This is a genomic window from Acidiphilium sp. JA12-A1, assembly GCF_000724705.2.
In the GTDB taxonomy this organism is placed as follows: domain Bacteria; phylum Pseudomonadota; class Alphaproteobacteria; order Acetobacterales; family Acetobacteraceae; genus Acidiphilium; species Acidiphilium multivorum.
Map to the genome: position 1 here is coordinate 1 of NZ_JFHO01000045.1, position 26112 is coordinate 26112.

Here is a 26112-nt window from a genome sequence, read left to right on the forward strand (position 1 = left end):
TTTGCAGCGTGGCTCGGGCTGACTCCGCGAGAGCATTCCACCGGCGGCAAGCATCGTATGGGAAAGATAAGTAAGGCAGGCAATGAGAGGTTGCGGCAGTTGCTCGTGGTCGGGGCGATGGCGGTGATCCGCTTCGCTAAACCAGGCAGCAAATCAGCGACCGCTTGGCTGTTGCAATTGCTGGAGCGGAAGCCGCGCAAGGTCGCGGCGATCGCTCTGGCCAACAAGATGGCCCGGATCATCTGGGCCATGATGGCGCGTGGTGAAGCGTATCGGCGTCAGCCGGTAGCCGCCTGATCCGCGCGCCGGTGCCGAGGGTTTAGGGGCAAACAGGAGATGGTTATCGGTCGAACCGACGAGCAACAAAATCCGTCTGAATCTACGGCAGTTCCATGCCGCAATTTCTGTTTGGATGTTGCTCGCGGCACCCATCTGGGCCAGCGGTCAGACCACCGCGTCAAAGGCCGGACACATGACCGCATTCGAACCGATACCAAATTCTGCTTTAACGACTTGAACCCAACGGGCCGTCCACACATGATTCAGAATCCGTGCTGGTGAAGGAGGCCGGCAGGAATGGCAAAGACTCTTTCGGAGGATCTGCGGGGCCGTGTGGTGGCGGCTGTGGAACAGGGAGCGACGCACCGCGAGGCGGCGGCACGGTTTGGTGTCAGCGCAGCGAGCGTCAGTCGGTGGCGCAGCCTGCTGAGCGCGCAGGGGAACCTGAAGCCCGGTCGACATGGTGGCGACCGACGCTCTGGGCGGATCGAGAAGCAGGCGCATGTGGTTCTCGACCTGCTGGAGCAGATGCGCGATGCGACGATTGAGGAACTGCGCAGCGCGCTGGCCACACAGGGCCACCAATTCGGTTACGGGACGCTGAGGCGCTTCTTCCAGCGGCATCACATCACGCGCAAAAAAAGACCGCGCACGCCGCCGAGCAGGAGCGCCCTGACGTCCTGAGCCGGCGGTGGGCTTGGTTTGAAGGCCAGGAAGATCTCGACCCTGACCGGCTGATCTTTGTCGATGAAACTTGGGCCAGCACCAATATGACCCGTCGCCATGGCCGCTGTCGGCGCGGTGAACGCTTGCGGATGAGTGTGCCGCATGGCCACTGGAAGACCACGACGGTGATAGCCGGCCTGCGCAACAGCGGCATCGTTGCCCCCTTCGTAATCGACTGCCCGGTCAATCGGATGGTGTTTGAGGCCTGGATCGAGCAGGGCCTGGTGCCGATCTTGCGGCCTGGCGACATCGTCGTGATGGACAACTTGTCCAGCCACAAAGGGCCGAGGGTGCACGAATTGATTGAAGCGGCAGGCGCTGAATTGCGCCACCTCCCGCCTTACAGCCCGGACTTCAACCCCATCGAGAACGCCTTCAGCAAGCTCAAAGCCTTGCTGCGAAAAGAGGGCGCGCGGACCATCGACACCCTTTGGGCCGCAATCGGACAACTCGTCGACCTCATCACACCCGCAGAATGCCAAAACATGTTCGCCGCAGCTGGATATGATCCAATATGATCGGCTACCGCTCTAGGGCTGGGCCGGGACGCCCCTCACCCGCGGGCGGATGATCAGTCGGCAGCCCCGATGCCGGCCGCCGTCCTTTCGCCGGCCAGCGGGGCGGCGGTCAGGCTGCGCACCTGATCGGCGGTCACGCCCGGTGCCACGTCGCGCAGCACGAAGCCCGCAGGCGTGATGTCGATGACGGCGAGATCGGTATAGACGCGGGTGATCGAGCCCAGCGCGGTCAGCGGATAGGTGCAGCGCTCCACCAGCCGCGGCTCGCCCTCCCTGGTGCAGTGCTCCATCAGCACCCAGACCCGCGCCGCCCCGGCGCCGAGGTCCATCGCCCCGCCCACCGCCGGCGCCACGCCCTTGCGCCCGACCGACCAGTTGGCAAGATCGCCGTTCGTCGCGACCTGATACCCGCCGAGCACGCACAGATCGAGGTGCCGCCCGCGGATGATCGCAAAACTGTCCGCCTGCCCGACGATCGACGCCCCCGGCCGCAGCGTCACCGGCTGCTTGCCCGCGTTGATCAGGAACGGGTCCTCCGCCCCCGCGTCCGGCGCCGGTCCCATCCCCAGGATGCCGTTCTCGGAATGGAAGATCACCTCCCGCGCCGCCGGCACATGGTTCGCCACCTGCGTCGGCAGCCCGATGCCGAGATTCACCACCCAGCCCTCGGGAATGTCCGCCGCCACCCGCGCGGCCATCTCCGCGCGCGACCAGCCCCGCCGCATCGTCGTCCCCTCCATCACGCCGCCTCCCCTTCCATCGGCTCCGGCACCAGCACCACCCGGTCGACGAACACGCCCGGCGTCACGATCCGGTCCGGATCCAGCGCGCCGAGTTCGGCCCGACGATGCACGCTCGCCACCGTCACCTTCGCAGCCCCCGCCATGATCTGGTTGAAGTTGCGCCCCGCCCGCCGGAACGTCAGGTTCCCCCACCGGTCCGCCGCCCAGGCCTCGATCAGCGCGAAATCCGCCTCGATCGCGTATTCCAGCACGCAGTCCCGCCCGTTGATCCGCCGCGTCTCCTTCCCCGCAGCAAGCTCCGTCCCCGCCGAGGTCGGCGTGAAGAACGCCGGAATCCCGGCATTCGCGGCACGGATCCGCTCCGCCAGCGTGCCCTGCGGCACCAGTTCCAGCTCGATCTTCCCCGCCTCATACAGTTCGTCGAACGCCGTCCGCCGGCTCGCCCGCGGATAAGAGCAGATCACCCTGGCAATCGCCCCGCGCTCGATCAGCTTCGGCATCCCGCCGAAATCCCCGCCCGCGTTGTTGGCGATCAGCGTCAGCCCCCGCAGGTTGCGCGCCGCCAGCGCGTCGACCAGCGCGTTCGGCTGCCCCACCGCGCCGAACCCGCCCACCATGATCGCGGCGCCATCGCCAATCCCCTCCAGCGCCGCCTCGACCGAGGCCACGAACTTGTCGATCATCGCCTCACACCCGCTCGATCAGCACCGCGATGCCCTGGCCGACACCGATGCACATCGTCGCGATCGCCAGCCTGCCACCTCGCGCCTCCAGCGCCCGCAGCGCCGTGCCCGCCAGCCGCGCGCCCGACGCGCCCAGCGGATGCCCAAGCGCGATCGCCCCGCCATGCGGGTTGACCCGCGGGTCGTCATCCGCAAGCCCGAGATCCCGCGTCACCGCCAGCGCCTGCGCCGCGAAAGCCTCGTTCAGCTCGATCACGTCCACCGCGTCGAGCGAAACCCCGGTCCGCGCCAGCAGTTTCTTCACCGCCGGTGCCGGGCCCATGCCCATGATCCGCGGCGGCACACCCGCCGTCGCCATGCCGACCACGCGCCCGCGCGGCGTCAGCCCATGCGCCTGCGCCGCCGCCGCCGAGGCGAGGATCAGCGCCGCCGCCCCGTCATTCACCCCCGACGCATTGCCCGCCGTCACCGTGCCGGGATCGCGGAACGGCGTCTTCAGCTTCGCCAGCCCCTCCAGCGTCGTCTCCGGGCGCGGATGCTCGTCGGTGTCGACCACCGTGTCGCCCTTGCGGCCGCGAATGGTCACCGGGGTGATCTCGCCGGCGAAGAAGCCAGCCTCGGTCGCCGCCTGGCACTTGCGCTGGCTCGCCAGCGCGAACCCGTCCTGGTCCACCCGCGAGATGTTGAAATCGGCGGCGACGTTCTCCGCCGTCTCCGGCATCGCGTCGACGCCGTATTGCGCCTTCATCAGCGGGTTGACGAAACGCCAGCCGATCGTCGTGTCATACACCGCGTTCGACCGCTCGAACGCCGCCCCCGCCTTCGGCATCACGAACGGCGCGCGGGTCATGCTCTCCACCCCGCCGGCGATCGCCACCGCCGCCTCGCCCAGCCGGATCGCCCGCGCCGCACTCCCCACCGCATCCAGCCCCGAGCCGCACAGCCGGTTGACCGTCGCGCCCGGCGCGCTCTCCGGCAGCCCCGCCAGCAGCAGCGCCATCCGCGCGACGTTCCGGTTGTCCTCGCCCGCCTGGTTCGCGCAGCCGAACAGCACCTCGTCGATCGCCGCCGGATCAAGCCCCGCCGCCCGCGCCACCACCCCGCGGATCGCCACCCCCGCCAGATCGTCCGCGCGAACCGACGAAAGCGTCCCGCCATAACGCCCAAACGGCGTCCGCACATACTCACATATAAAAGCCTCGGTCATCATCTTTCCCCTTGCGACAAGAAGAAGTGGAGCAACGCTGCGGTTACCGCGTCCGGTGCCTCGACTGTCGGAATGTGCGCAGCATCATCGATGACGACGAGACGCGCCTGAGGCAGTGCGGCGCAGAGCGCTTCGGCAGATGCGCGCGGTGTCGCCTCGTCATGCGCGCCGATCAGGACGAGGGTGGGGATGGCGAGGCCCGCGATGCGCGATGCCAGATCAGCAGTGGCGATCGCCGCGGCGCAGCCGGCATAGCCCTCGACGCTGGTGCGGCGGAACATCATACGAAGCCCTCGCCCGGCCGCGGTTTTCATGCAGGCAGGCGAGATCCAGCGAGCCAGCACCACCTCCTCGATCGCGCCAAGCCCGTCGCGCCGCACGAGCGCGGCGCGCTCCTGCCAGAGCGAGGCCGGCGGTATCGCCATGGCTGTGTCGCAGAGGGCGAGCGAGGCGAAGCGCTCAGGCGTCGCTGTGGCGAGATGCTGGGCGACCATGCCGCCGATCGACAGCCCTCCGAGATGGGCGCGGGCGATACCAAGCCGATCGAGCAGTCCGGTGACATCGCCGGCTAGGCCGGCGATGGTGTAATCGCCCGGCGTCGCCTCGGTCAGGCCGTGCCCGCGAAGATCCGGGCAGATGACGCGGAAGTGCTGCCGCAGGCATTCGACCTGCAGCTCCCAGACTGCGGCGCTAGTGCCGAGAGAATGGAGCAGGACGAGCGCGGGGGCATCCGCTGCGCCGTCGATCCGGGCGTGGATGGCGATGTCGTCGACAATCGTGAACATGTCAGCGTTGCCCTCCGGCTGCGGCCATCAGCCGATCGCTGAAGGATGCCGCGCCAGCGGCATCACCTCGATCGTCATGAACGGAAACAGCGGCAGGGTGCTGAGAATGTCGTGCAGCGTGTCGTGATCCGGCACGTCGAAGATCGAAAAATTGGCGTAAGCGCCGGCGATGCGCCAGAGATGCCGCCATACGCCATCGCGCTGAAGCTCGATGGCGCGCGCCTTCTCGGCGGCCTTCAGGCGGTCGAACTCGGCCTGCGGCAGGTCGCGCGGCGGGTGGACGTCCATGCGGACATGATAGAGCATCGGTCTGTCTCCTGATCAGGTGCGGGCAAAGCGGGCGAACGCCGCCTCGTCGAGCCGGACGCCGAGGCCGGGTCCGGGCGGCAGCAGAACATGGAAATCCTCATAGCGCAGCGGGGCTTCGGCAAGATCGTTCGTGAGGATGCGGGGGCCGAAATGCTCGCAGCCCCATTCCAGCACGGGAAGTGCGGCAAAGGCGTGCAGATGCGCCGCCGCCCCCACCGAGCTTTCGAGCAGGCAACCGCCGTAAAGCCCGATCCCCGCAGCGTCGGCCACGGCAGCGACGCGCTGCAACCCGAGCAGCCCGCCATGCTTGACCAGCTTGAGCGAGACCGCATCCGCAGCCCCGGCCTGGGCCACCGCCAGCATGTCGTGCGGGTCGAACACGCTCTCATCGGCGAGCAGCGGCGGCATGCCACCCTGCCCGCGCAGCCGCGCCATGCCGGCGAGGTTCCAGGCCGGCAGCGGCTGTTCGGCAAGCCGCAGGCCGAGCGCGTGCAGCGCCGGCAGCCAGCGCCGCGCCATCGTCTCGTCCCAGGCCTGGTTGATATCGGCGATCAGCTCGGCCCGCCCGTCGAGCGCCGCGGCAATCCGCTGCATCCGCGCGAGATCCGCCTCCGGCGCCTGCGCGCCTAGCTTCACCTTGAAAACACGATGCTCGCGGGCTTCGAGCTTCTGCTCCGCCTCCTCGATCTCCTGGCCCGCATCGCCGGAGGCGAGCGTCCACAATACCGGGAAACGGTCGCGCACGATGCCGCCGAGCAGCACCGCGACGGGAACGCCAAGCGTCTGTCCCAGCGCATCGAACAGCGCGGCTTCGATGGCCGCCTTGGCGGCGTTGTTGCGCTTCGCCGCCGCGTCGAGCCGGCAGCGCGCCTGCGCGATCCGGTCGGCCGGATGGCCGAGCAGCGCCGGGGCGAGATAGGCATCGATATTCGCCTTCATCGCCTCCACGCTCTCCTCGCTCCAGCGCGGCCCGCCAAGGGTCGCGGCCTCGCCGATCCCCTCCGCGCCATTGGCCAGCCGCACACGGACGATCACGTAGCTCTGCGCCGAAACCGCGGTCTGCGCCAGCTTGTGCCGGCGGACGGTCGGAACATCGACGATCGTAGCGCCGATGGCGCGGATCGCCACATCCCGCGCGGCAACGTCGAAGGGAATTGAATCGGGCATGGAAACTCCAGGCTGAGCGGGCGCCGCCGCAAGCCGGCGGCACCCTTGTGGGTCAGGCCGCTTCGGCGTGGGCGCGCGCAACCTCGACGCCGGGCAGATCCGCCGCCTCGCGGTTCAGCACGAAGTCGAAGGCGATGGTCGCGAAGGGCTCGTTGAGGCCGCGCGCGTTGATCTCGGCCGGATCGTCATGATGCACGACCGGCGGGATCAGCCCGTCGCGGGTGGCGAAGGCGAAATCGTCATGCAGGTATTCGTCGCCCTCGATGTTGATCTGCGTGGTCAGCTTGCGGAAGCCCGGCGCGGTGACGAAGAAATGGATATGCGCCGGCCGCCGGCCGTGGCGGCCCATCCGGTCGAGCAGCTGTTGCGTCGGCCCCTCCGGCGGGCAGCCATAGCCGGCCGGCAGGATCGAGCGGAAGCGATAGCGGCCCTCGGCGTCGGTCTCGATCCGCCGGCGCAGGTTGTAGCGGCTCTGCGAGGGGTCGAAATGCGAGTAGCCGCCCTTGGTGTTGGCGTGCCAGACATCGACGATGGCGCCGGCAACCGGCCGCCCCTCGATATCCCTCACCTGGCCTTCCATGAACAGCGCCTCGCCGGCTTCCGGGTCCTGGTCGAGCCGCGCCTCGCCCTTGCAGAGCGGCGCGCCTGGAACCCAGAGCGGCCCCTCGATCGTGCGCGGCGTCCCGCCGGCAAGCCCCGCCGCCTGCTCGCGCGCGTCCAGCACGAGGTCGAGAAAATGCTCGATGCCGAGGCCGGCCACCAGCAGCCCGCCCTCGTTCGCCTGGCCGAGCCGGGTGAGATACCCCACCGCGGTCCAGAACTCGCTGGGGCTCACGTCGAACTCTTCGACCGTGCGGCAGATGTCGGCGACGATCCGCCCGACGATGCGCTTCAGCCGCGCATCGCCGCCCGGCTGGTCAAGGCCGGAAGCGCGGGCCAGCAACTCGGTCACATGGGGGGTTTGCATAAGGGAAGTGGTCATCGTTTCCTCCTGTGCCGGATCGCTCCGGCGTTGCGACGGTCCCGGCACCTGCCGGCCGCCTTCGGTTCAGCCTGGATCGCCACCGGCGACGGGAAGCGTGACGCCGGTGATGTAGGACGCCTCGTCGGAGGCGAGGAACAGGATCGCCGCGGCCTGCTCATCGGCCGTGCCGTAGCGGTGCATCAGGCTCGTCGCGCGGGTCTGCTCGACCACCTGGTCCCACCAGAAACGGCTCTCGGCGCTGGACGGCGCGGGCTCGGCCGGGTTGCGCGGCACGAGGCGCGGCGGCGCCTCGGTCCCGCCCGGTGCGACCGCGTTGACCCGCACCCCGCGCTCGGCGCATTCGAAGGCGAGCGACGTGGTGATGGCGTTCACCCCGCCCTTCGCCGCGGCATAGGGCACCCGGTTGATGCCCCGCGTCGCCACCGACGACACGTTGACGATCGCCCCCTGCCGTGCGGCGAGCATCGCCGGCAGCGCCGCGCGACAGCACCAGAGCGTGGGAAACAGCGAGCGGCGGATTTCCGCCTCGATGCGCGGCGCGTCGTAGCGCTCATAGGGCATCGCCCAGATCGTGCCGCCGACATTGTTGACCAGCACGTCGATCCGCCCGAATCGCGCGAGCGCGCCGGCCATCGCCGCCTCGGCGCCCTCCCAGGTCTCCAGATCCTCATGCAGCGCGATGGCCCCGGCGGCGCCCTCCACCTCGTCGCGCACCTGATCGACCAGCGCCGCGCGATCGATCAGCGCGAGCGCCGCCCCCTCGGCGGCCAGCCGCAGCGCCACCGCGCGGCCAATCCCCTGCGCCGCCCCGGTCACCACCGCGACCTTGCCGGCAAAGCGGCCCGGATGCACCAAGCCGTCCATCTCAGGCCGCCACCCGCGGCGCGATTGCTGGCGCGAATTTCTCGTAATGGAAGGCGGCGGGAGCCACCCCGGCACCGCCGAGCCAGCCGCGCACGGCATCGACCATCGGCGGCGGCCCGCAGAGATAGACATCAACATCGCCGCCATTGAGCCAGTCGGGCTCGACATGTCCGGTGACATAGCCGCGCCGCGGATGCGCGCTTGCCTCGGCGGCGACCACGGTGCGGTAGCAAAAGCCCGGCAAGCGGGCGGCAAGCGCATCGAGCCGGTCGCAGCCGACCAGATCCTCGTCGCGGGTCACCCCATAGACGAGGCGGACCGGCTGCGCGCACCCCTCGCCGGCGAGCTGCTCCAGCATGGCGAGAAACGGCGCAAGGCCGGTGCCGCCGGCGAGGAACAGCAGTGGCCGGGAGACATCGCGGAGGTAGAAACTGCCGGATGGCCCGGTGAGCGACAGCCGCACACCCGGCGTCGCCCCGCGCAGGAACAAGCTCATCCGCCCCTCCTGAATGTTACGGACAAGGAACGTCGCCCGCGTGCGCCCCGGCGCCGAGGCAAAGGAATAGGCGCGGGTTTCCGCGGTGCCGGGAATCCCGACATTGACATATTGTCCCGGCAGGAAGCCGAGCGGTGCCGCGGTCTCGACGCTGAAGCCGATCGCCGTCGGTGATAGCAGCTCGACGGCGGAAAGCGTTGCCTCGATCGTCTGCGGCGCCGTGCGGCAGGCCGCGCTGGTGGCGAAAATGTCGATCGCGAGATCCGAGCGCGGCTGCATCTGGCAGGCGAGCGCGAAGCCCGCCGCCGCCGCCTCGGCATCGAGCGCCTCCTCGATATACGATCCGGCGTCGAACGCGCCGGACTGCACCCGGCACTTGCAGGTGCCGCAGGCGCCGTCGCGGCAGTCGAGCGGAATGTTGATCCCCTCGCGATAGGCGGCATCGGCCACGGTCTCGCCGGCCCGGCAATCGACGAACCGGGTGACGCCGTCCTCGAAATTCAGCGCGATCCTCGCGGTCATGGCATGGGCTCCGGGTCAGATGTGATAGATGTCGACGACCTGATGGATGCAGTCGTTCTTGAGCACGACACGCTTGCGCCGAATCAGCGGCGCCGTGCCGGCGAGGTCGAGCGTGTAGAACGAGGTGCCGAAATAAAGGTCGGTGGTCCGGTAACGATAACTCAGCGTCAGCCAGTTGAACCGGATCTCGGCGATGTCGCCCTGGCGCGCGATCAGCTCGACATTGCTGATATTGTGCGAGGTGCGCGGCTCAGGCAGGCTGGTCGCGCTGGAGCGGTCGGTGCGGATGCGGAACACCCGGTCCTCCAGCCCGGCGCGGTCGCCGTACCAGATCAGCGAGATCTCGGTCTGCGGATCCTCGATCAGCCGGTCGTCATCGTCCCAGGCGGGCATCCAGAACTCCGCATCCGGCGCGTAGCAGGCGAGCCAGGCGTCCCACTTCCGGTCATCGAGGCAGCGCGCCTCGTGATGCAGGAAATCGGCAATCCGCTGATGCAGCGCAGCGTCGCTGTCGAGACAGAGGCTCATGACGCGTCTCCGGGTGCTGCTTCCCGCCCGAGGGCGCGGCGCATCGCATCCCGCCAGAAGGCGTGCTGGATCACGAACAGGCCTTCATCCTCGGTGCGCCGCCCGCTCAGAAGCGGCGCGATGCCGATCGCCCGCGCCGCCTCGTCCGGCCCCTCGATCCAGTGCGCCGCCCCGCGCGACATGTCGTTCCATCGCGCGGCGCGGCCCTGATAGGCCATCTGGCAGGAGCGGAACTCCTCGAGATCGTCGGGTGTCGCCATCCCGCTCGCGTTGAAGAAATCCTCGTATTGACGAATCCGCCGCGCCCGCGCCTCCGGCGCCTCGCCTACCGGGGCGATGCAGTAGATCGTCACCTCGGTGCGATCGACCGAGAGCGGCCGGAACTGGCGGATCTGCGAGCCGAACTGGTCCATCAGATAGACGTTCGGATATAGGCAGAGATTGCGCGAACGCTGCACCATCCACTCGGCCCGCGCCGCGCCGACGCTTTCGGTCAGTTCCTCGCGCCGGTCCCAGTTCGGCCGGTCCTCGGGGTTTTCCCATTGCGACCACAGCAGCAGATGGCCGTTCTCGAACGAGTAGAACCCGCCACCCTGGCGCGCCCAGCCGCCGGCGCTCATCGCCCGCACATTGTCCACCCGCGCCTCGGTCTTCCGCCGGCTGGTGGTGGCGGCATAGTTCCAGTGCACGGCGCTGACATGATAACCATCCGCACCGTTCTCGGTCTGGAGCTTCCAGTTGCCGTCATAGACATAGGTCGAGCTGCCGCGCAGCACTTCCAGCCCCTGCGGCGACTGGTCGACGATCAGGTCGATCATCCGCGCCGCATCGCCGAGATGCGCGGCCAGCGGTTGCACATCCGGGTTCAGGCTGCCGAACAGGAAACCGCGATAGGACTCGAACCGCGCCACCGGGGTGAGATCGTGCGAGCCTTCGGCGTTGAAGCCTTCGGGATAGCCGGCGTTCTCGGGGTCCTTCACCTTGAGCAGACGGCCGGTATTGCTGAAGGTCCAGCCATGGAACGGGCAGGTGAAGGTCGATTTGCTGGCCCGCTTGTGCCGGCAGAGCATCGCGCCGCGATGGCTGCACGCATTGATGAAGGCGCGCAGTTCGCCCTTGCGGTCCCGCGTGATGACGACCGGTGTGCGGCCCATATGCAGCGTCAGATAGTCGTTCGGCTGCGGGATCTGGCTTTCATGGGCAAGATAGATCCAGTTGCCCTCGAAGATGTGCTTCATCTCCAGCTCGAAGATCTCGGGGTCGGTGAAGATGTCGCGGCTGACCCTGAACACTCCGTCCGTCGGCCGGTCATCGAGCGCTGTCTCGATCGCGCGCATCACTCTGTCGTGCATTTCCAGTCCCTCGCTACAGCCGGCGCCCGGATCGTTGTGGCGATACCCGGCAGGTCAGTTTTCTGTTGAGCAAAGGCGTAGACCCGCCTTAACTATGGCGTCCAAGACTGAATTGGTCGCTTCAATACCTTGGAGGTATCGATGGAGATGCGGCAGCTGCGCTATTTCGTGGAAGTCGCACGCGAGCGGAACTTCACCCGCGCCGCCGCGCGGCTGAACATCGCCCAGCCGCCGCTGAGCCGGCAGATCCAGCAATTCGAGGACGAGCTCGGCATCGCGCTGATCGAGCGCGGCAGCCGGCCGATCCGCCTCACCGAGGCCGGCAAGCTGGTGTTCGACCAGGCTGTCGACGTGCTCGAACGGATCGACGGCATCCGCAGCATGGCGCAGCGCCTCGCCGAGACCGAGCGGCGCCACCTGCGCGTTGGCTTCGTCGCCTCGACGCTCTATGGCTACCTGCCGGAAGTCATCCGCCGCTTCCGCGAGGCGCGGCCCGGCGTGGTGCTGACGCTGCAGGAACTCACCTCGCTCGAACAGATGGAAGCGCTCCGCGAAGGCCGGATCGATGTCGGCTTCGGCCGCATCCCGTTCGAGGATCCCGCGCTCGAACGCCGGTTGCTGCGCAACGAAAACCTCATCGTCGCGGTGCCGCGCTCGGGCCCGCTCAGCCGCGGCTCCACCGCCCTCACCCTCGCGCAATTGCAAGCCGAGCCTCTGATCGTCTATCCCAAGGCGCCGCGGCCGAGCTATGCCGACCAGGTTCTCGCCCTGTTCCGCGATGCCGGGCTGCGCCCCGCCGCCTTGCACGAGGTTCGCGAATTGCAGACAGCGCTCGGCCTCGTCGCGGCGGAGAGCGGGATCTGCATCGTGCCTGCCTGCGTGCAGCACCTGCGACGCGACAACGTGGCCTATCGTCCGCTGGACGCCCCGGCCGCCGTCTCGCCGATCATCATGAGCACCCGCCGGCACGACCCCTCATCGGAGGTCGACCTGATCCTCCGCCTGCTCCGGCAACTCTACCAAACCAAAGGCGTCGCGTTCAGCGCATGATCGCGGATGAATTGTCGATCAACCTTGGCACATCATGTCCATTTTGGGCTCTGACCCATATGTGGATCGGCTCATGGCAAGGGCTTTTTGCTGAAAGCTCCACAGCAAAGCTGGTGGAAATCGGCTGGCTGACTGGGACCTACGCCATGGTCTGGGGCGTCTCGCAGCTCTGGACCGGCCATCTGGGCGACCGGGTCGGCCGCCGCGCCCCGGTGATCGTCGGGTTTTTCCTCCTTGCCGCCGGCATCGCGATCACGGCGGCCGGGCGCGATGTGTCGCTCTGGCTGCCGGGGGCAATCGTCATGGGCCTCGGCATGGCGCTCCTATACCCGAACCTCATCGCTGCGATGTCGGACCAGGCGGCACCGCTGATCCGTGGCAAGGCGCTCGGCACCTACCGCTACTGGCGCGACACCGGCTACGTGCTCGGCGCCGTCGCGCTCCGCCTCATCGCGCAGTTCGCCCACGCAACCCTTCCGGCACTCTGGATCTCCGCCGTCCTCGTCGCCGCATCCGGCGGCTGGCTCATGCGGGATCTGCCGCGCGCCGCAGAATAGCGCCGCCTCGTTCAGCGCCCGCGCGCCGCCGGGGCGACGATGCGCACCGTCGCGGTCATGCCGGCGGCGAGGAACATGCTCGGCGGCACATGGTCGAGCGTCACATGAACCGGAATCCGCTGCGACAGCCGCACCCATGAATACACCGGATCGACGCGCGGCAGACCGCTGCGTGCATCCTGCATGTTGGCATCTGCAATCCCGCGTCCGATCCCCTGCACATGGCCATCCAGCACCCGGCCGGGGTCGGACATCAGTTCGATCCGGGCCGGCTCACCCGGCCTGATCTGGTCAAGCTCAGTCTCCTCGAAATACGCGGTCACCCAGAGTTCTCTGGTATCGACCATCGTGATCACGCCGCTGCCGGCATGGGCATAATCGCCTTCATGGGCGGTGAGATTGGTGATCGTGCCGCTCACCGGCGCGCGGACCACCGTGCGCGCTAGATCGAGCGCGGCCTGCGCAACACTCGCCTCGTCCGCCTGCACGCGGGCGGCGGCGGCTTGTGCGGCGGCGGCAGCATTGTCCCGCGTCTCCGCCGAAACCGCGATCGAGGGCAGCCGCGCGCGCCGCGCTGCATCCGCCGCCTTCATCCCCGCGATCGCCCGATCGGCGGCGAGCGTCGCCCTCGCCACCGCGAGCCGGTTGGCGAAATCCGCCGGCTCAATCCTGAACAGGACCTGCCCCTTGCGCACAAACTCATTGTCGTGAACCGCAATCGCGACGATCCGGCCCGAAATCTCCGGCGCCACCGTCACGGCGAAGGCGCGGACTCGCGCATCCCGCGTCCAGGGCGTGGCGTCGTAGCGATGCCAGGCGGCAAAGCCGAGCCAGAGCGCCGCTGCAACGACGATGATCGTCGCGAGGCCGGAAAAGATCGGCCGATAACGCCGCGCCGGCGCCGCCGCGGGCGAGGTCGGGCGTGGCAAGGTCCGCCCCTGGATGGTTTCGAGCATGTCGTCTCCGGAAATCACAGCTGCCGCATCCCGAGGATGAGTGCAGCGGCAGTGCAGACATAGATGGAAAGCATGAACAGCGGCCAGTTCCACACCGCCCGGTCGATCCGCAGGCGGGTCAGCCCCCGGCGGAGGATGTCGGTTAGCAATACCGCGAGCAGCAGCATCGGCACCGCCGGCTCGATCCCGATCCCGAACATCGACATTTCGGCAAGCACGGGCATCATCTCAGGCACCATCCCGGTGCAGCAGGTCACGGATCGGCACGAGGACGAGAAAGGCGCCGATTGAGACGAGCACACCGAAAATCATCGCCATCGCCTCATTGAGCGCGGCTCCGAGATCGAATGACAGCGTATTGGCTGGATCGACCGCGAGAATGAAGGCGAGGTTGTAGCCGGTCGCCGAGCTCTGGGTCCGGGAATCGGCAAGGCCGATCCCGCCGAGCATCAGGAAGGGCAGCAGCACGAGCGCCTCCTCGCCGAAGCTCGCGCTGCGTGTGAACAGCGCGAACCGGACGAACAGGCCCAGTAGCGTCCCCAGCAGAAACCCGCGCAACATGCCGAGCGTCGCCGTGACTTTCGATGGATGCGCCGCGAAGAGCAGCGCCGCGGCGCCGGACATCAAAACGAAGAACGGCCCATCCTGCCACTGCGACACATACCAGAACATGCTGGCCAGCATAACGGCAAGAGCCGCCCGTACGCCGTTGCGCCTGGCCTGGCCCGGCACTGGCGAGGCGGCATGAACGAGCGTCGCCGCCCGGTGCCCATCGAACAAGATCGCCGCACCGCCAGCGCAGAGAATGCCGAGTGCGACCTCAGCCGTGCGGTTCGCCGCGACGATAAACGCGCCATTCGGATCCGCCACACTGCCATAGGACACGATCCCCGTAGTCAGCCAGGTCAGCGCGAGCGCATAAGTCTGATACTGGCGGACCCTGGTGCCGACGAAGGCGCACGCCCCCGCCCACAAAGCCATCGCAAGATCGAAAGCCAGCGGCCTCTGCGCGAACAGCGCGACGATGACGATGCCGGCCGCCGCCCCCATGATCGTGCCGATCATGCGGTAGAACGATTTGACGAAGGCATGGTCGAGCGAGGGAACACTCACGGTCAGCACCGTCCACGCCGCCCATCTCGGCGTGTCGAGATGCAGCGACATGGCGAGATAGAGTGCCAGCAACGACGCTGCCGACGTGCGCAGCGCGAAAGCCGCGTCCGATGGCAGGTCGCGCAGCAAGTCCGCTGCGGCACCGCGCAGGCTCTGCGTGGCGGATGGGGATTGAAGGGCACTCATGGCCCATGAGAGGTATTCGCGACCGCAACCGCGAGTTAGTCCCCGCACCAACTTAGACTTATACCAAATCAATGCTGAATGGCGCGGTATCTATCCGGCGAAACTATCGACTGGGTATAATTGGTGTGCTGGTTCGTTGGCTGGCGGAGACATACTGGAATAGCGACAGGCTGAATTCAGACGCTGTCTTGACTTATTTTGGCCAATGCGCGAGACTTGATCACCAAGATATTGTAATTTTTGGTTACCGTAATCACGCCCTGTTTGCGTAGGGAATAGAGCTGGCGGGAGACGGTTTCGATGGTCAGGCCGAGATAATCGGCGAGATCTGTCAACGGCGGATCAAAACCAGGCCGGCGTGGCGGCGTAAAAACCAGCCACTGGATTGTGACGTGACGGATATGAGAACGGCCCCTGCAGGGGCCGTTCTCATATCCGCAGCCTGCTTGGCGGTGGTATCAGCTGTCGTTGATTTCGCCGGTCTCAGGATCATGAGGCGGGTCGTCACCGGCCTTTTCGATACCCTTCGGGCGCCGGGCGCGGGATTGCTTCAGGCGGTAGCTTTCGCCGTTCATCTCCAGGATCTGGACGTGGTGCGTGAGACGGTCGAGCAGCGCACCGGCCAGCCGTTCGGCGCCAAAGACGCTCGTCCAATCCTCGAAGGGCAGGTTCGAGGTGACGATGGTCGAGCCGCGCTCGTGCCGCTGGCTGAATACCTCGAACAGCAATTCTGCACCGGTCTGCGACAACGGCACGTAACCCAGTTCATCGATGATCAGGAGTTTGAGACTGGCAAGCTGCGCCTGCAGTCTCAGCAAACGGCGCTCGTCCCGTGCCTCCATCAGTTGGTGCACCAGGCCAGCCGCCGTCATGAACCCCACGGACTCGACCGGAAAGCGACCAATATCTCGCTGCTGGTCGTTCTCGGTGTCCGTCGCGACGGGCAGAAGCTGCTGCTGGCGGTGAAGAACATGGGAGGCGAAAGCGAGGCCGCCTGGCGCGCCGTGCTCGATGATCTGATCGCCCGCGGCCTGCGCACACCGGAATTGCTGCTGATCGATGGCGGTGCCGGCCTCGAACGCGCCCTGGCATGCCTGTGGCCGGAGGTGCCGACGCAGCGCTGCACGGTGCACAAGCATCGAAATCTGCTCGCGCACGCGCCGGAGGCGCTGCACGAGGAGATCACGGCCGACTACAATGACATGATCTACGCCGAAACCAGTGCCGAGGTGATGCGCCGGCGCCGGCTGTTCCTGGTCAAATGGCGGCTGAAATGCCGTGGCGTGGCCGACAGCCTCGAAGAAGCCGGCGATCGGCTGTTCACCTTCACACGATTGCCTCAAAGTCAGTGGAAATCCGCCAGAACCACGAATGCCATCGAACGCCTGCATGAGGAGTTCAAGCGCAGGATCAAAACCCAGACCGTCCTGCCTTCGGCCGAGACCGCAGCCATGTTGTTCTGGTCATTGCTTGCCTCCGGCCAGATCACCATGCGCAAAGTCGACGGGTGGCAGAGCCTCGGAGAGCCTCCCGCCTCAATGCATCTTGATCTCGTCGCCTGACCTCGTCATCTTCCCCAAACCGGAGACGTCGCCCAGAGCAATTTCCACATCTTCCGCGACGCGACCTCTGCCGCGCTCAGGGCCCGCTCCGCCAGAGCCTTCTTCAGCGCGTTCACCAGATCCCCGGAATTCAGCGCTGCCGCCGCGTCTCCCCCAGCCAGAAGCTGGTCCAGCAATTCGTCCGGGATCGCCGGCGCTCTCCGTCGTGCCATATGGGTCTTCCTTTCTACCCACCGTCCCTTCCCGCTTCCCCGCCATCCGCGCCCTACCACCGTTTCAAACTGCGTTTTCAACCACGACCGAACACCACTCACTTACCCCATATTTTTCACCCCCTATCACCCCGCTTCCCGACACCTTTCCTTACCGCTCTATACCCCCGTTACTGCGTCTAGTTTAGTGCGGTAGTTCTGCTGCTGTCTTGTTATCATTACCTTGCATCCGGAACCCACATAGGACATGATTTTTCGGCAAAATTTCACCAAAATTGATCATTTTTTGAGTCAAAAATGTGCACTCTGGAGTTCGAGCGGTCTCTCAGGGGGGCAGCACCCAAAAGTCACAATTTTTAGGCTATTTTTGCACAATTTTGATCATATTTTGCGTACTTGGACGTCTTTTAAGCCGCGCTGTAACGCCCTTATCATGCTGTTTTATTTGGATAATCTGTGCTTGTGCTTAAACGTGCATTTTTCTCTCGATTTTCGGGGTGCGAATATATGTTGACGGAACGGGAACAACCTGATGCATGGCTGAGATTCCGGCCACTCAGGAGGCCCCGGAATTGTGGGTAATTGAAAGTTTCACCGGATGCTTACCCAGATTCTGGACAGTCCCCTTTTCAGGCTGGAAGTGGATCTGTGCCGTGATCGAGCAAGGCGAGGTACTCCGAATAGGCGTAGATCCGGCCGCGCTGCCGTCCCGTGGTCTCACGCACGACGTTGATCTTGGCGAGATTTTCCAATGCCGTGCTGGCGGTTGGAAATGATATGGCGAGTTTCTCGGAGACAGTCTGGATGGTGACGATAGGGCTGGCTTGAATCAAATCGTGGACCCGGAGCGCCGACGGGGCCGCACGGCCGAGGCCAGCGATCTGCTGCCTATGGACGTCGAACATGGCGATCAGATCGCGCGCCGTCGCGGAGGCTTGTTCCGCAGTCTCCGCGACGCCGGTCAGGAAGAACTCCATCCAGGTCTCCCAGGTCCCAGCCTGGCGGACCTCCTGCAGGAGCCGGTAATAGTCGTCGCGTCGGGATTTCAGGAACAGGCTGAGATAGAGGATCGGCTCGCGCAGTACCCCCGCCTCGCACACGATCAGCGTGATGAGCAGCCGACCCAGGCGCCCGTTGCCGTCGAGAAAAGGGTGGATCGTCTCAAACTGGACGTGAGCCAGGCCCGCCCTGATGAGCGGGGGCATTGCCGCATCCTCGCTGTGCAGGAAGCGCTCGAGCGCAGCGAGGCATTCGTCCAGCCGATTCGGCGGTGGCGGTACGAACAGCGCGTTGCCGGGTCGGGTTCCGCCGATCCAGTTCTGCGAGCGGCGGAACTCGCCCGGTTGCTTCGCGGCGCCCCGTCCCGACTTGAGCAGGATGGCATGCATTTCGCGGATCAGCCGGAGCGACAGGGGAAATCCGCCCCGCATCCGGGAGACGCCATGCTCGATCGCCGCGACGTAGTTCGAGACCTCGGTCACGTCGTCGAGTTCGACGGTCGGCGCTTCATGATTTTCGAACAGCAGCAGGTCCGACAGCGAGGATTGCGTCCCCTCGATCTGAGAGGACAGCAGGGCTTCCTTGCGGACGTACATGTAGAGGAACAAAGGCGTTGAAGGCAAGACAGTCGTCACACCGTCCAGGCGCCCGACCGCGGCAATGGCGCGTTCATAGACCTGCATGAACCGCCCGAGTTCGAGCGGCGGATTCGGCGGCAGCGGCGCAGGCACATAGGCGCGCACACGCTCGCCTCCCGCGCTCGTTTCGACATATGCGCCGAGCCTTTGGTTCTCTCCGTCTGCCATCCGCGATCCTTTAATTAGCCCAGTCTTTTATTAAAGCTTATCGCTATATATCTTAATAGCGAACGGGGCTAATTCAAGGCTGCCGACAGGACGCCGCACGGGCGGCGATTGGTGGCGCGACAGGAGAGGATGTGGCATGGCTCGATATACTTGAGCCCTCGGCCAACCTAATCCGCGTTGCGCCACAAGCCGCAAGTTTGAGGGAAGTTGGACCACCTTCGGTGGGCAATTCCCGTTCACACGCGGCAACCATCGATTTCACTCTCCAAACTAGATGCCGTAATGGGCCGAGAACCTGGCGCTAGGCGGAGAGGTGGCTGTCCCGCAGAGTGATGGTGTGTTGAACGGGGTCCGAATGGTTCGGCCCCAAGCATCATCGGGGGACAGCCGTGGAGTATTATGCTGGGATCGACGTTTCGCTGAAAGAGAGCAGCGTTTGCGTGGTTGACGCCAATGGGAAGCTTGTCCGTGAGACGAAAGTCGCGAGCGAACCCGAAGCGCTTTGCAACCTGATCGCTGGGCTTGGCTTTTCGGTGAGCCGGATCGGCATGGATGGAAGCAGGCCCGCTATCGCAATGGCTACGGGATGGGCTTGCGGATGCCGGCTTCGAGGTGGTGCTGCTGGAAACGCGGCATGTGAAGGCCGCGCTGTCAGCGATGACGGTGAAGACGGATCGGAAGGATGCGCGGGGCATCGCGCAGTTGCTGCGCATGGGGTGGTATCGGCCGGTTCATGCCAAGTCAGCGGCCTGCCAGGAGGTTCGGGCCCTGCTTGTCGGCCGCAAGCTGCTGCAGGCCAAGCTGCTGGATGTGGAGCTCAGCATCCGAGGCATCCTGAGAGGCTTTGGTCTCAAGGTCGGGGAAGTCAGCCGCGGGTGCTTTGAACCGCGAGTTCGCGAACTCACCGATGGCCATGCGATGCTCGAGATGGTGATCGGCGCCATGCTGCAGGCGAGATCCGCGTTATGGAACGAGTTCACTCGCCTGCATCGCGAGATGCTGAAGATCGCGCGAAGAGACCAGGTTTGCCGGAGGCTGATGAGTGCGACCGGCTTCGGGGCTCTTGTCGCGATCACCTATCGTTCGGCGGTCGATGACCCCGTATGCCCCGACGCCAGCCAGATCCGCACACCGGCCGAGACCGGGATCACCGCCGCACCGCCGTCAGCACCCGACGCAAGGCGGCACCCCCAACTCCATCATCAACCCGAACACACGTCCCGTCCTGCAGCACGATCTCGATCCGGCTCGCATCGCATCGCGTGGCTCGCCTCTGCGACATCGGATCAACGCTCGCGTCGTTCACCGAAGCTGACTTGCCTGCCGCCCGCGGCATCGACAGTGCCGCACTCGCCATTACCCGCACTGGAATGAATTCCGGTACCATCGGCACCGGCACCAACTCACCACGCCGAACCTGACCGCGCCACTTCCACAATTGCCCTCTCGAAATCTCGTGCCGCCGTGCAACCAGCGCAAACACCGCACCCGGCGCCTCAGCCTCCGCCACAATCCGAAGCTTGTCCTCATCCCGCCAGCGGCGCCGGCGCTCTACCCCCGTGATAATCTCCATCCGCCCGCCGCCCCTTACCATGAATCAGCTCGTAGCAGCGCTCTTATGCACGCCTCCTCGCCGTACCGGCAGGCGGTTCACACCGGATGGACTCACTGGGGGCCGGTCATGAGCACTCTCAGGGTGTTCAGCTCATAGCCGCTTCGGGATATTCAGTCCGCGTTGCACGGCTGGGCGCGCCAGGCCCTGCTCCAGCCAGCGAGGTACGTGCGTCAGACTATCGAACTCGACGAGCTCGCGGGCGCTATAGAAGTCAATCAGATTGCGCACCCAACCGAGCATGGAGATGTCGGCAATCGTGTACTCGTCGTCCATGATCCATTGGCGGCCATCAAGACGTTGCTCGATGACATCAAGCAGGCGCTTGGACTCGTTGACATAGCGCTCGAGCGGCCGCTTGTCTTCAATCTCCTGACCCGCGAATTTGTGGAAGTAGCCCAGCTGCCCAAACATCGGGCCGATCCCGCCCATTTGGAAGTGTACCCATTGGATGGTCTGCCAGCGGCGTGAGGGCTCGATAGGGATAAGCTTACCGGTCTTTTCACTGAGATATTGCAGAATTGCGCCGGACTCGAAGAGCGGCATCGGCTTGCCGTCAGGTCCATTGGGATCGAGGATCGCCGGAATTCTTCCGTTTGGATTGAGCGACAAGAATTCCGCCGTCTTCTGGTCGTTGTTGTTGAAGTCGACGAGATGAACTTCGTAAGGCAAGCCGATTTCCTCAAGCATGATCGAAACCTTCACCCCGTTGGGCGTCGGCAGCGAATAGAGCTGGAGCAGATCGGGATGTTGCGGCGGCCAGCGCCGAGTAACTGGGAAGGCCGAAAGATCGGGCATATTTTGCTTCATCCTTGTGACTTCGAAATTGTACGGTCACGCTCACCGACGGCAACGTCTGGCCGATATCTTGATGGTCACTTTCGGCAGGCTCGATGAGGTAAGGCGCGAAGCCTGTCTCCAAGCAGCAGCGATATGCTAACGTCTTCCAGGTTGAATGTCATATCAAGTGTCAACGGCCGGCAAGAAGCACCTCTCGGTTTACTTCGGCGCAGGGGGAAACGGCAGGTCGCCGGGCGCGACGCATCCTGCGGGTATCGCTCAACCCGTTCACGCCGTATCTTCGCTGTCGAATTGAGGGGCGGTCTCCGGCCGTCCGGCCTGACGGATCCGATCGAGGCTGATCCTGGTTTCGCGGATCGCGGCATCGGCTGCCGCCATGGCCTCTTCCAGATCGCTGAAGTCGAACGCGAGCCGGGGCAGGACGCGACCGGATGGCGCCGGCGGAAGCTCGGCGGGTGGAGCAGGCAGCGGCAGTTCGGGCTCGATCCGGGGCCGTCCCCTTCCCCGCCCCGGTTGCGGCCGGCGTGGCGGCGCCACGTAGTCACGCATCCGGCCCATGCCCGACAATCCGAACAGCCGCCGCTTGCTGCGGCGCGAAAGCTCGACGACCAGTCCGGCCTCGAGCAGCTCGCCGAGCAGGGCGTGGGCGTTCGCCACATTCATGCCGAGCCGATCGGCGAGCGATTTCGCGGAGATGATCGGGGTTGCCGCCAGGATATCGACCGCCGTGGCAGCCCGGCTGTTCTTGCGCCGCTTGCCGATCGCAGCGCGTGCAACCTGCCAGGCCCGCTCGAGATCGCGGAGGAGGTCCTGGGCGGCCGCGGCCTCGTTCGCCAGTGCATGGAGCAGAATCGGGATCCAGCTCTCCCGGTCGAAGGGAAGGTCGCCGCCGAGGGCCTGCGGTCCGGTGATCGGCACCGGAAGGTGCAGCAGTCCGCTCTGCTGCCAGACGCGGATCAGTGCGCCCCGCAACGGCGCCCGCCTCCCGCCCCCGGCCAGCCAGGCATGGGCCGCGTGCGCCGCGCCGAGCAGCGGGGAGGTGCGCGCGACATCGCGCTCGATCGCCTTCATCGCCAGCTGGATCTCGCCCTCCTGATCAAAATCAGGCTCGACGATCCACTGGTGCATCGAGAGCGCGTGGCGGGCCGCATCGAAGATGTCGCCCCGCTCGGCGAGACTCAGCCAGGGGTCCATGCGGAGCCGAACCCCCTCGAGCAGGGCCGCGAGATGCCACGGCTCGATCATCTGCCCGTCCGCCATCGCCTGGCGGCGCACCGCATCGAGGCGGAACCGGTAGAGGAAGGCGGTGCGCAGCGGGTGCATCGAGAGGGCCTGGTCGAGCCGGGCAAAGGCGCCGGCCGCCCGCTCGAGGGCGATCATCAGAAGCTGCTGGGCCGGCGTTTCAGGGGGAGCCATGAAGTGCCTTGGCCCCGCCGTGCCGACCGGGCTGATGGTGAGGGTGCATAAGCATTTCGTGGATACGGTCGCCCGTCTGCCGTCCATGCGCGACCTCGCCGTCACCGACCCGACCTGGCAGGCGCTGCGCGCCGGCCACCTCGTGCCGATCGTCTCGACCGGCCGGCCCGACGAGCGGCCGTGGAGCAAAACCCCGAACCGCCGCAGTCGCGCCAATTTTGCTCCGGCCCCTGATGGAGGAAAGGAATCGGGCCTGGGCTGGGCGGAACGCTGCGAAACTCCTCGAACGGAAAATCAATATCTTGATCCGTAATTTTGCTCCATATGCCATATAGCACGAAATAACCGTCTTTTTCAGGGGGCGATCGGGATTTTTTAATTGTTTTCCTGATAAGTCTGGTTGTCGCTACTACATAAATATCATAGAATCCTGGGCGCAGAACCGCCCGATTCGCGCTCAGGAGAGGCCCCGCGTGTCCGAAAACACCGCATTCGCACCACAAGACCGCCCCGACGCGCCATCGGCCGGCAGCCTGGTGCCCTCCCCGCCCCCGCTCGCCGGCGACGGGCACGCGGTCCGGCGCTGGTTCAGCGAGATCGAGGACGAGCCGGTCCCGGTGGCCGATGGCACGCTCGCCGGCGCTCGCAGCGCCGCCAGCGCCTATGCCCGCCGGGCCAAGGCGGACAACACCAGGCGCGCCTACCGGGCCGCGGTGCGCGTCTGGTGCCTCTGGTGCGACCACCACGGGCTGACGCCCCTCCCCGCCTCCGGCGCGGATGTCGCGGCGTTCCTCGCCGATGAGCGCGGCCGCGGCGTCTCGACCGAAACGCTGAAGCTCCGGCGCGCCGCGATCCGCTACCTGCACCGGCTCGCCGGCTGCCCGGTGCCCACCGATGATGCCTGCGTCGCCGAGACCATGGCGGGCATCCAGCGTGACGCTGCCTCCCGCGGCGAGATCCGGCGCAAGAAGGTGGCGGCGACAGCGACGGTGATCCGCCGGCTGCTGGCACCGATCGGCGATACCGAGCTGACTGACCTGCGCGACCGCGCGCTGATCCTGGTCGGCTTCGCCGGCGCGCTACGGCGCTCGGAACTCGCCGGCATCAGGATCGAGCACCTGACACCGTCAGAGCGGGGGCTCCGCCTGACCCTGCCGCAGACCAAAGGGAGCCAGGCCGAGGCGGTCACCGTCGCCCTGCCCTACGGCGATACCGAACTCTGTCCGGTGCATGCCCTTGAGCGCTGGCGGGTCGCCGCGGGGCTGCAGCGGGGCCCATTGTTCCGCCGGATCTGGTCTCCGCCATCCGGCCGAAAGGGGCGCGAGCGGACCGCGCCGCCGGGGCCGGTCATCGGTGAACGGGCCCTCACCCCGCAAAGCGTGGCCTTGATCATCCAGCGTCGGGCCATGGCGGCCGGGTTCGGCCGGCGTGACCTGGGCGGGCACAGCCTCAAGCGCGGCGCACTCACCACCGGGATGGAGCGCGGCGTCCATCCGGCCCGCCTGAAGCGGCTCGGCCGCCACAAGAGCTATGACGTACTCGGAGAGTATCTGGAGTTCGGTGACCTGTTTGATGGGCACCCGCTGGATGGGGTGCTGTGAGCCTTGAAGTTGAGGCGCTCCGTCGAAGGTAGCATAGAAGACGGACCACCCGTCCCGATTTGGCAGGGAGAGTAAGTCGGGATCGTCCGCCCGAGCTTCTCGTAGTTGACCGCGGTCAACATACGTCGAGCTTTGAACGGCACGTCCAACTATCGGGCGTGATGCCGAAACAAGACGTTTAGGCGCACGACTTATATGGGGTTGACCGCGGTCAACCTTAGCTTTCTCGGCTTGGCGCGCGATACATGAATTCGTATCAAGGCATTTGACTTTTCACTTGGCGGGAGATTTTTCTGATTGCCCTCTGCTCAAATTTTCGGGCGGCTCTCAGCCCGATTCTTGGCGCAAAGACGCAACCTTCGGCGGCGAGACCGACCGGAATATGATCGACAGTGGAAGAACCCTGCATTGTAACAGCGTAGCTCCAACGCTTCGCGTCAATCTTGTTGACGCTCGTTGTTGACCGCGGTCAACATCTGCAAACTGACCAATCTTTATATTCAAGATTGCCACAATCGATCGGATCGGCCGTCGAGATTCGGCTACAGGACAGGAAGACCATTTGAATACTCAGAGGGACACCAAGTTGACCGCGGTCAACTCCCTCGCGCTGGTCTGGTAGAGCGAGCGTCGGATCTGCCGGAGCTAGTGGATCAGTTAAATACGAGGTGCGCCACGGTTTCATTATTCGTCGTCACTTGATCGAGTCGGCAATCAGGATCACCGCATAATCGCTGTTGACCGCGGTCAACTAGATAGGGCGAGTTCTTAACATCACAAAATTCAATGGTGGAAACAATCCTGGAGCGTCGCTCTGTGACGAGATCAAACAATGATAAGCCGCCATCGAAGTCGGGGACGTCCGGATCGCGGTGGAACTCTGTGCAAGGTCTAGCTGAGAGTGCGCGGCAAAGCACCGCAGGATATTTTGGCGCCGTTCGCATGAAGTGCCAAGGTTTAGAATAAGGTCCAAAGGAACAAATGCCGACAATAGAGCAAAGCACGGCACTGCTGTGGATACAGCAAGAGCGCCAGGTTGACGGCGCCGTCGCGGATATCACGACGGGACAACCAGCACGATGCAGACCGTCGCTGGCAGAAACAAATTGAAGCCGATAAGAACGGCCTCAACGATCACCTGCCCTATCAGGCAGGTGTGTCGCGGCAGTAGATATGTTGTGCAAATAGCCGTAGTGCCAGAGATATAAACTTGGCACCGACTCACCGAGCATCGCCGATCATATGTCACGGCTAAAAGAGGGTTGTCCAATCGCACCCCGGGGCATGCTGCTTCGCGCCTCCGGACGTGGAAGCCTGGCGACAAGACTGCTCGGTTTGCGACAGAGATAAAACGCGTAGTCTTTCTATCTCCACCGTCGGCAGAACCTACCGACAATGGCATGGGCTGCCATGGGGTAGAATCAATGAGAAGCAGTAGCCGCGATTCGCTATTGGTCACTCTCATGTTCGCCATTTCAAGCTGCAGGCAAGAGATTTCTTCTGCTTGCTGATGAGCAAGCAAGCGGTTCGGTTTGACTGCGACTGGGTAAGGCTGGAGGCGCAATCCCGAAACGACGGTAGATCATCCTCTGATACGCGGATTGGAACCGCAGGACCTGATGCGTCGTGGAGCTGCCTCGGTCTAGGGACCAGCGTCGGAAAGTCCCGGCTGATAGTGGCTGCGAGGGTTCTCCGGCCGTGACCGCGCCTCCAGCCTTGCCCGGCTGCAGATGGGTTTGATCAGTGTGGGCACCTCCCGGGTATGCTTCGAATATCCGATTGTTCAGCCGGCCGCGATTTCGGCCTTCCGTGCGATGGCCCAGATAAAGCCGGCCAACTCGCGGGCAATCGCGGTGGTGACGACATTGGCCTGCTTGCCGGTATGGGTCAGGCGGCGATAACGCCGACAGAGGCGCAACTGCGCCTTCCAGGCGATCTCGCGGATCGGCCGGGGCAATCCTTCCTGGCGCAACAGCAATTCCCGGCTGACCCGGGCGGGATGTCGGTAACTCCAGGCCGCCTCGATCAACATCCGCCGGGCGGCGCCGTTGCCCGCCTTGGTGATGCCACCTTGCCG

The 26112-nt window shown here is 65.4% G+C and carries 26 protein-coding genes and 4 pseudogenes; 8 read left to right on the forward strand and 22 right to left on the reverse strand.

Features of this window, described 5'->3' with window-relative positions; all coding sequences use genetic code 11:
• On the forward strand, positions 1-297 hold a 297-nt coding region (locus RT91_RS08990), incomplete at its 5' end, for an IS110 family transposase (RefSeq protein ID WP_035186918.1).
• Positions 298-576: 279 nt separating this feature from the next.
• Positions 577-1523, forward strand: a protein-coding gene (locus RT91_RS20500; RefSeq protein WP_408735335.1) for an IS630 family transposase whose coding sequence is annotated in 2 segments (ribosomal slippage) — positions 577-913 and positions 913-1523 — 948 coding nt in all. Because the reading frame shifts where the segments join, the coding sequence is not laid out codon by codon here.
• 53 nt (positions 1524-1576) lie between these two features.
• Here the strand turns inward: RT91_RS20500 and RT91_RS09005 are convergent.
• The 11 genes from RT91_RS09005 to benA all read right to left on the reverse strand — a co-directional run bounded on the left by RT91_RS09005 (position 1577) and on the right by benA (position 11164).
• Positions 1577-2263 carry a 3-oxoacid CoA-transferase subunit B gene (locus RT91_RS09005; protein ID WP_035186879.1) on the reverse strand — a complete coding sequence of 229 codons (687 nt, stop codon included), beginning with the start codon at positions 2261-2263 and terminating at the stop codon, positions 1577-1579.
• Positions 2263-2949 (reverse strand): 3-oxoacid CoA-transferase subunit A, encoded by a 687-nt coding sequence (locus tag RT91_RS09010; RefSeq protein WP_007421664.1) that lies wholly within the window; start codon positions 2947-2949, stop codon positions 2263-2265. The genes RT91_RS09005 and RT91_RS09010 overlap by 1 nt, the downstream gene beginning before the upstream one ends.
• Positions 2950-2953: 4 nt before the next feature.
• Positions 2954-4156, reverse strand: coding sequence for a 3-oxoadipyl-CoA thiolase (pcaF, locus tag RT91_RS09015; protein ID WP_035186882.1), 1203 nt, complete (start codon positions 4154-4156; stop codon positions 2954-2956).
• On the reverse strand, positions 4156-4941 hold the full coding sequence (gene pcaD, locus RT91_RS09020) for a 3-oxoadipate enol-lactonase (RefSeq protein WP_035186884.1): 786 nt from the start codon (positions 4939-4941) through the stop codon (positions 4156-4158). The genes pcaF and pcaD overlap by 1 nt, the downstream gene beginning before the upstream one ends.
• Before the next feature lie 27 nt (positions 4942-4968).
• On the reverse strand, positions 4969-5247 hold the full coding sequence (gene catC, locus RT91_RS09025; RefSeq protein ID WP_035186886.1) for a muconolactone Delta-isomerase: 279 nt from the start codon (positions 5245-5247) through the stop codon (positions 4969-4971).
• A gap of 15 nt (positions 5248-5262) precedes the next feature.
• Positions 5263-6417 carry a muconate/chloromuconate family cycloisomerase gene (locus RT91_RS09030; protein ID WP_035186889.1) on the reverse strand — a complete coding sequence of 385 codons (1155 nt, stop codon included), beginning with the start codon at positions 6415-6417 and terminating at the stop codon, positions 5263-5265.
• A gap of 52 nt (positions 6418-6469) precedes the next feature.
• Positions 6470-7399, reverse strand: a complete 930-nt coding sequence (gene catA, locus RT91_RS09035; RefSeq protein ID WP_035186893.1) for a catechol 1,2-dioxygenase — start codon at positions 7397-7399, stop codon at positions 6470-6472.
• A gap of 66 nt (positions 7400-7465) precedes the next feature.
• Entirely contained in the window at positions 7466-8266 is an 801-nt protein-coding gene (locus RT91_RS09040) for a 1,6-dihydroxycyclohexa-2,4-diene-1-carboxylate dehydrogenase (protein ID WP_035186895.1), read from the reverse strand.
• 1 nt (position 8267) lies between these two features.
• Positions 8268-9284, reverse strand: a complete 1017-nt coding sequence (gene benC / locus RT91_RS09045; protein ID WP_035186898.1) for a benzoate 1,2-dioxygenase electron transfer component BenC — start codon at positions 9282-9284, stop codon at positions 8268-8270.
• Between the two features lie 15 nt (positions 9285-9299).
• A complete protein-coding gene (gene benB, locus RT91_RS09050) occupies positions 9300-9812 on the reverse strand; it encodes a benzoate 1,2-dioxygenase small subunit (protein WP_051788229.1) in 513 nt (170 codons plus the stop codon).
• The gene (gene benA, locus RT91_RS09055; RefSeq protein ID WP_035186901.1) at positions 9809-11164 is read right to left on the reverse strand and encodes a benzoate 1,2-dioxygenase large subunit; all 1356 of its coding nucleotides are present in this window, start codon (positions 11162-11164) and stop codon (positions 9809-9811) included. The genes benB and benA overlap by 4 nt, the downstream gene beginning before the upstream one ends.
• 141 nt (positions 11165-11305) lie before the next feature.
• On the opposite strand from benA, the gene RT91_RS09060 reads away from it, so the two are divergent.
• Together RT91_RS09060 and RT91_RS09065 are read left to right on the forward strand one after the other, a co-directional pair.
• Positions 11306-12214, forward strand: coding sequence for a LysR family transcriptional regulator (locus tag RT91_RS09060; protein WP_035186903.1), 909 nt, complete (start codon positions 11306-11308; stop codon positions 12212-12214).
• Positions 12215-12273: 59 nt separating this feature from the next.
• A complete protein-coding gene (locus RT91_RS09065) occupies positions 12274-12771 on the forward strand; it encodes an MFS transporter (RefSeq protein ID WP_205408959.1) in 498 nt (165 codons plus the stop codon).
• Positions 12772-12782: 11 nt separating this feature from the next.
• Here the strand turns inward: RT91_RS09065 and RT91_RS09070 are convergent, their stop codons facing one another.
• The 5 genes from RT91_RS09070 to RT91_RS09085 form a co-directional block, all read right to left on the reverse strand.
• Positions 12783-13727, reverse strand: coding sequence for an HlyD family secretion protein (locus RT91_RS09070; protein WP_240314248.1), 945 nt, complete (start codon positions 13725-13727; stop codon positions 12783-12785).
• A gap of 14 nt (positions 13728-13741) precedes the next feature.
• Positions 13742-13954, reverse strand: a complete 213-nt coding sequence (locus tag RT91_RS09075) for a DUF1656 domain-containing protein (protein WP_035186905.1) — start codon at positions 13952-13954, stop codon at positions 13742-13744.
• Between the two features lies 1 nt (position 13955).
• Positions 13956-15026 (reverse strand): FUSC family protein, encoded by a 1071-nt coding sequence (locus RT91_RS09080; protein WP_082468569.1) that lies wholly within the window; start codon positions 15024-15026, stop codon positions 13956-13958.
• 176 nt (positions 15027-15202) lie between these two features.
• A complete protein-coding gene (locus RT91_RS20505; protein ID WP_275470328.1) occupies positions 15203-15361 on the reverse strand; it encodes a helix-turn-helix domain-containing protein in 159 nt (52 codons plus the stop codon).
• A gap of 123 nt (positions 15362-15484) precedes the next feature.
• A complete protein-coding gene (locus RT91_RS09085; RefSeq protein WP_275470329.1) occupies positions 15485-15880 on the reverse strand; it encodes an ATP-binding protein in 396 nt (131 codons plus the stop codon).
• Between the two features lie 30 nt (positions 15881-15910).
• Between RT91_RS09085 and RT91_RS20510 the strand changes: the two are divergent.
• Positions 15911-16588: pseudogene (locus RT91_RS20510) on the forward strand (transposase); the annotation flags it as partial.
• 71 nt (positions 16589-16659) lie between these two features.
• On the opposite strand, the pseudogene RT91_RS09095 reads toward RT91_RS20510, so the two are convergent.
• Positions 16660-16800, reverse strand: a pseudogene (locus RT91_RS09095) (IS256 family transposase); the annotation flags it as partial.
• 629 nt (positions 16801-17429) lie between these two features.
• The gene (locus RT91_RS09100; RefSeq protein WP_035186909.1) at positions 17430-18605 is read right to left on the reverse strand and encodes a Fic family protein; all 1176 of its coding nucleotides are present in this window, start codon (positions 18603-18605) and stop codon (positions 17430-17432) included.
• 389 nt (positions 18606-18994) lie between these two features.
• Here RT91_RS09100 and RT91_RS20515 point away from each other — a divergent pair.
• A pseudogene (locus tag RT91_RS20515) lies at positions 18995-19706 on the forward strand (IS110 family transposase); the annotation flags it as partial.
• Between the two features lie 46 nt (positions 19707-19752).
• Here RT91_RS20515 and tnpA read toward each other — a convergent pair.
• The 3 genes from tnpA to RT91_RS09115 all read right to left on the reverse strand — a co-directional run bounded on the left by tnpA (position 19753) and on the right by RT91_RS09115 (position 22434).
• Positions 19753-20199 (reverse strand): IS66-like element accessory protein TnpA, encoded by a 447-nt coding sequence (gene tnpA / locus RT91_RS23025; protein WP_082468572.1) that lies wholly within the window; start codon positions 20197-20199, stop codon positions 19753-19755.
• A 111-nt stretch (positions 20200-20310) separates the two neighbouring features.
• The gene (locus tag RT91_RS09110) at positions 20311-21015 is read right to left on the reverse strand and encodes a glutathione S-transferase N-terminal domain-containing protein (RefSeq protein ID WP_035186936.1); all 705 of its coding nucleotides are present in this window, start codon (positions 21013-21015) and stop codon (positions 20311-20313) included.
• A 270-nt stretch (positions 21016-21285) separates the two neighbouring features.
• A complete protein-coding gene (locus tag RT91_RS09115; protein WP_051788231.1) occupies positions 21286-22434 on the reverse strand; it encodes a hypothetical protein in 1149 nt (382 codons plus the stop codon).
• Here RT91_RS09115 and RT91_RS09120 point away from each other — a divergent pair.
• Together RT91_RS09120 and RT91_RS09125 are read left to right on the forward strand one after the other, a co-directional pair.
• Positions 22433-22747: a hypothetical protein gene (locus RT91_RS09120; RefSeq protein ID WP_035186911.1), complete on the forward strand. Its 315-nt coding sequence runs from the start codon at positions 22433-22435 to the stop codon at positions 22745-22747. The two genes, RT91_RS09115 and RT91_RS09120, sit on opposite strands and share 2 nt — an antisense overlap.
• A 160-nt stretch (positions 22748-22907) precedes the next feature.
• Complete coding sequence (locus RT91_RS09125; RefSeq protein WP_035186914.1) at positions 22908-24035, forward strand: site-specific integrase; 1128 nt, start codon at positions 22908-22910, stop codon at positions 24033-24035.
• Positions 24036-25818: 1783 nt separating this feature from the next.
• On the opposite strand, the pseudogene RT91_RS09130 reads toward RT91_RS09125, so the two are convergent.
• Positions 25819-26112: pseudogene (locus RT91_RS09130) on the reverse strand (IS110 family transposase); the annotation flags it as partial.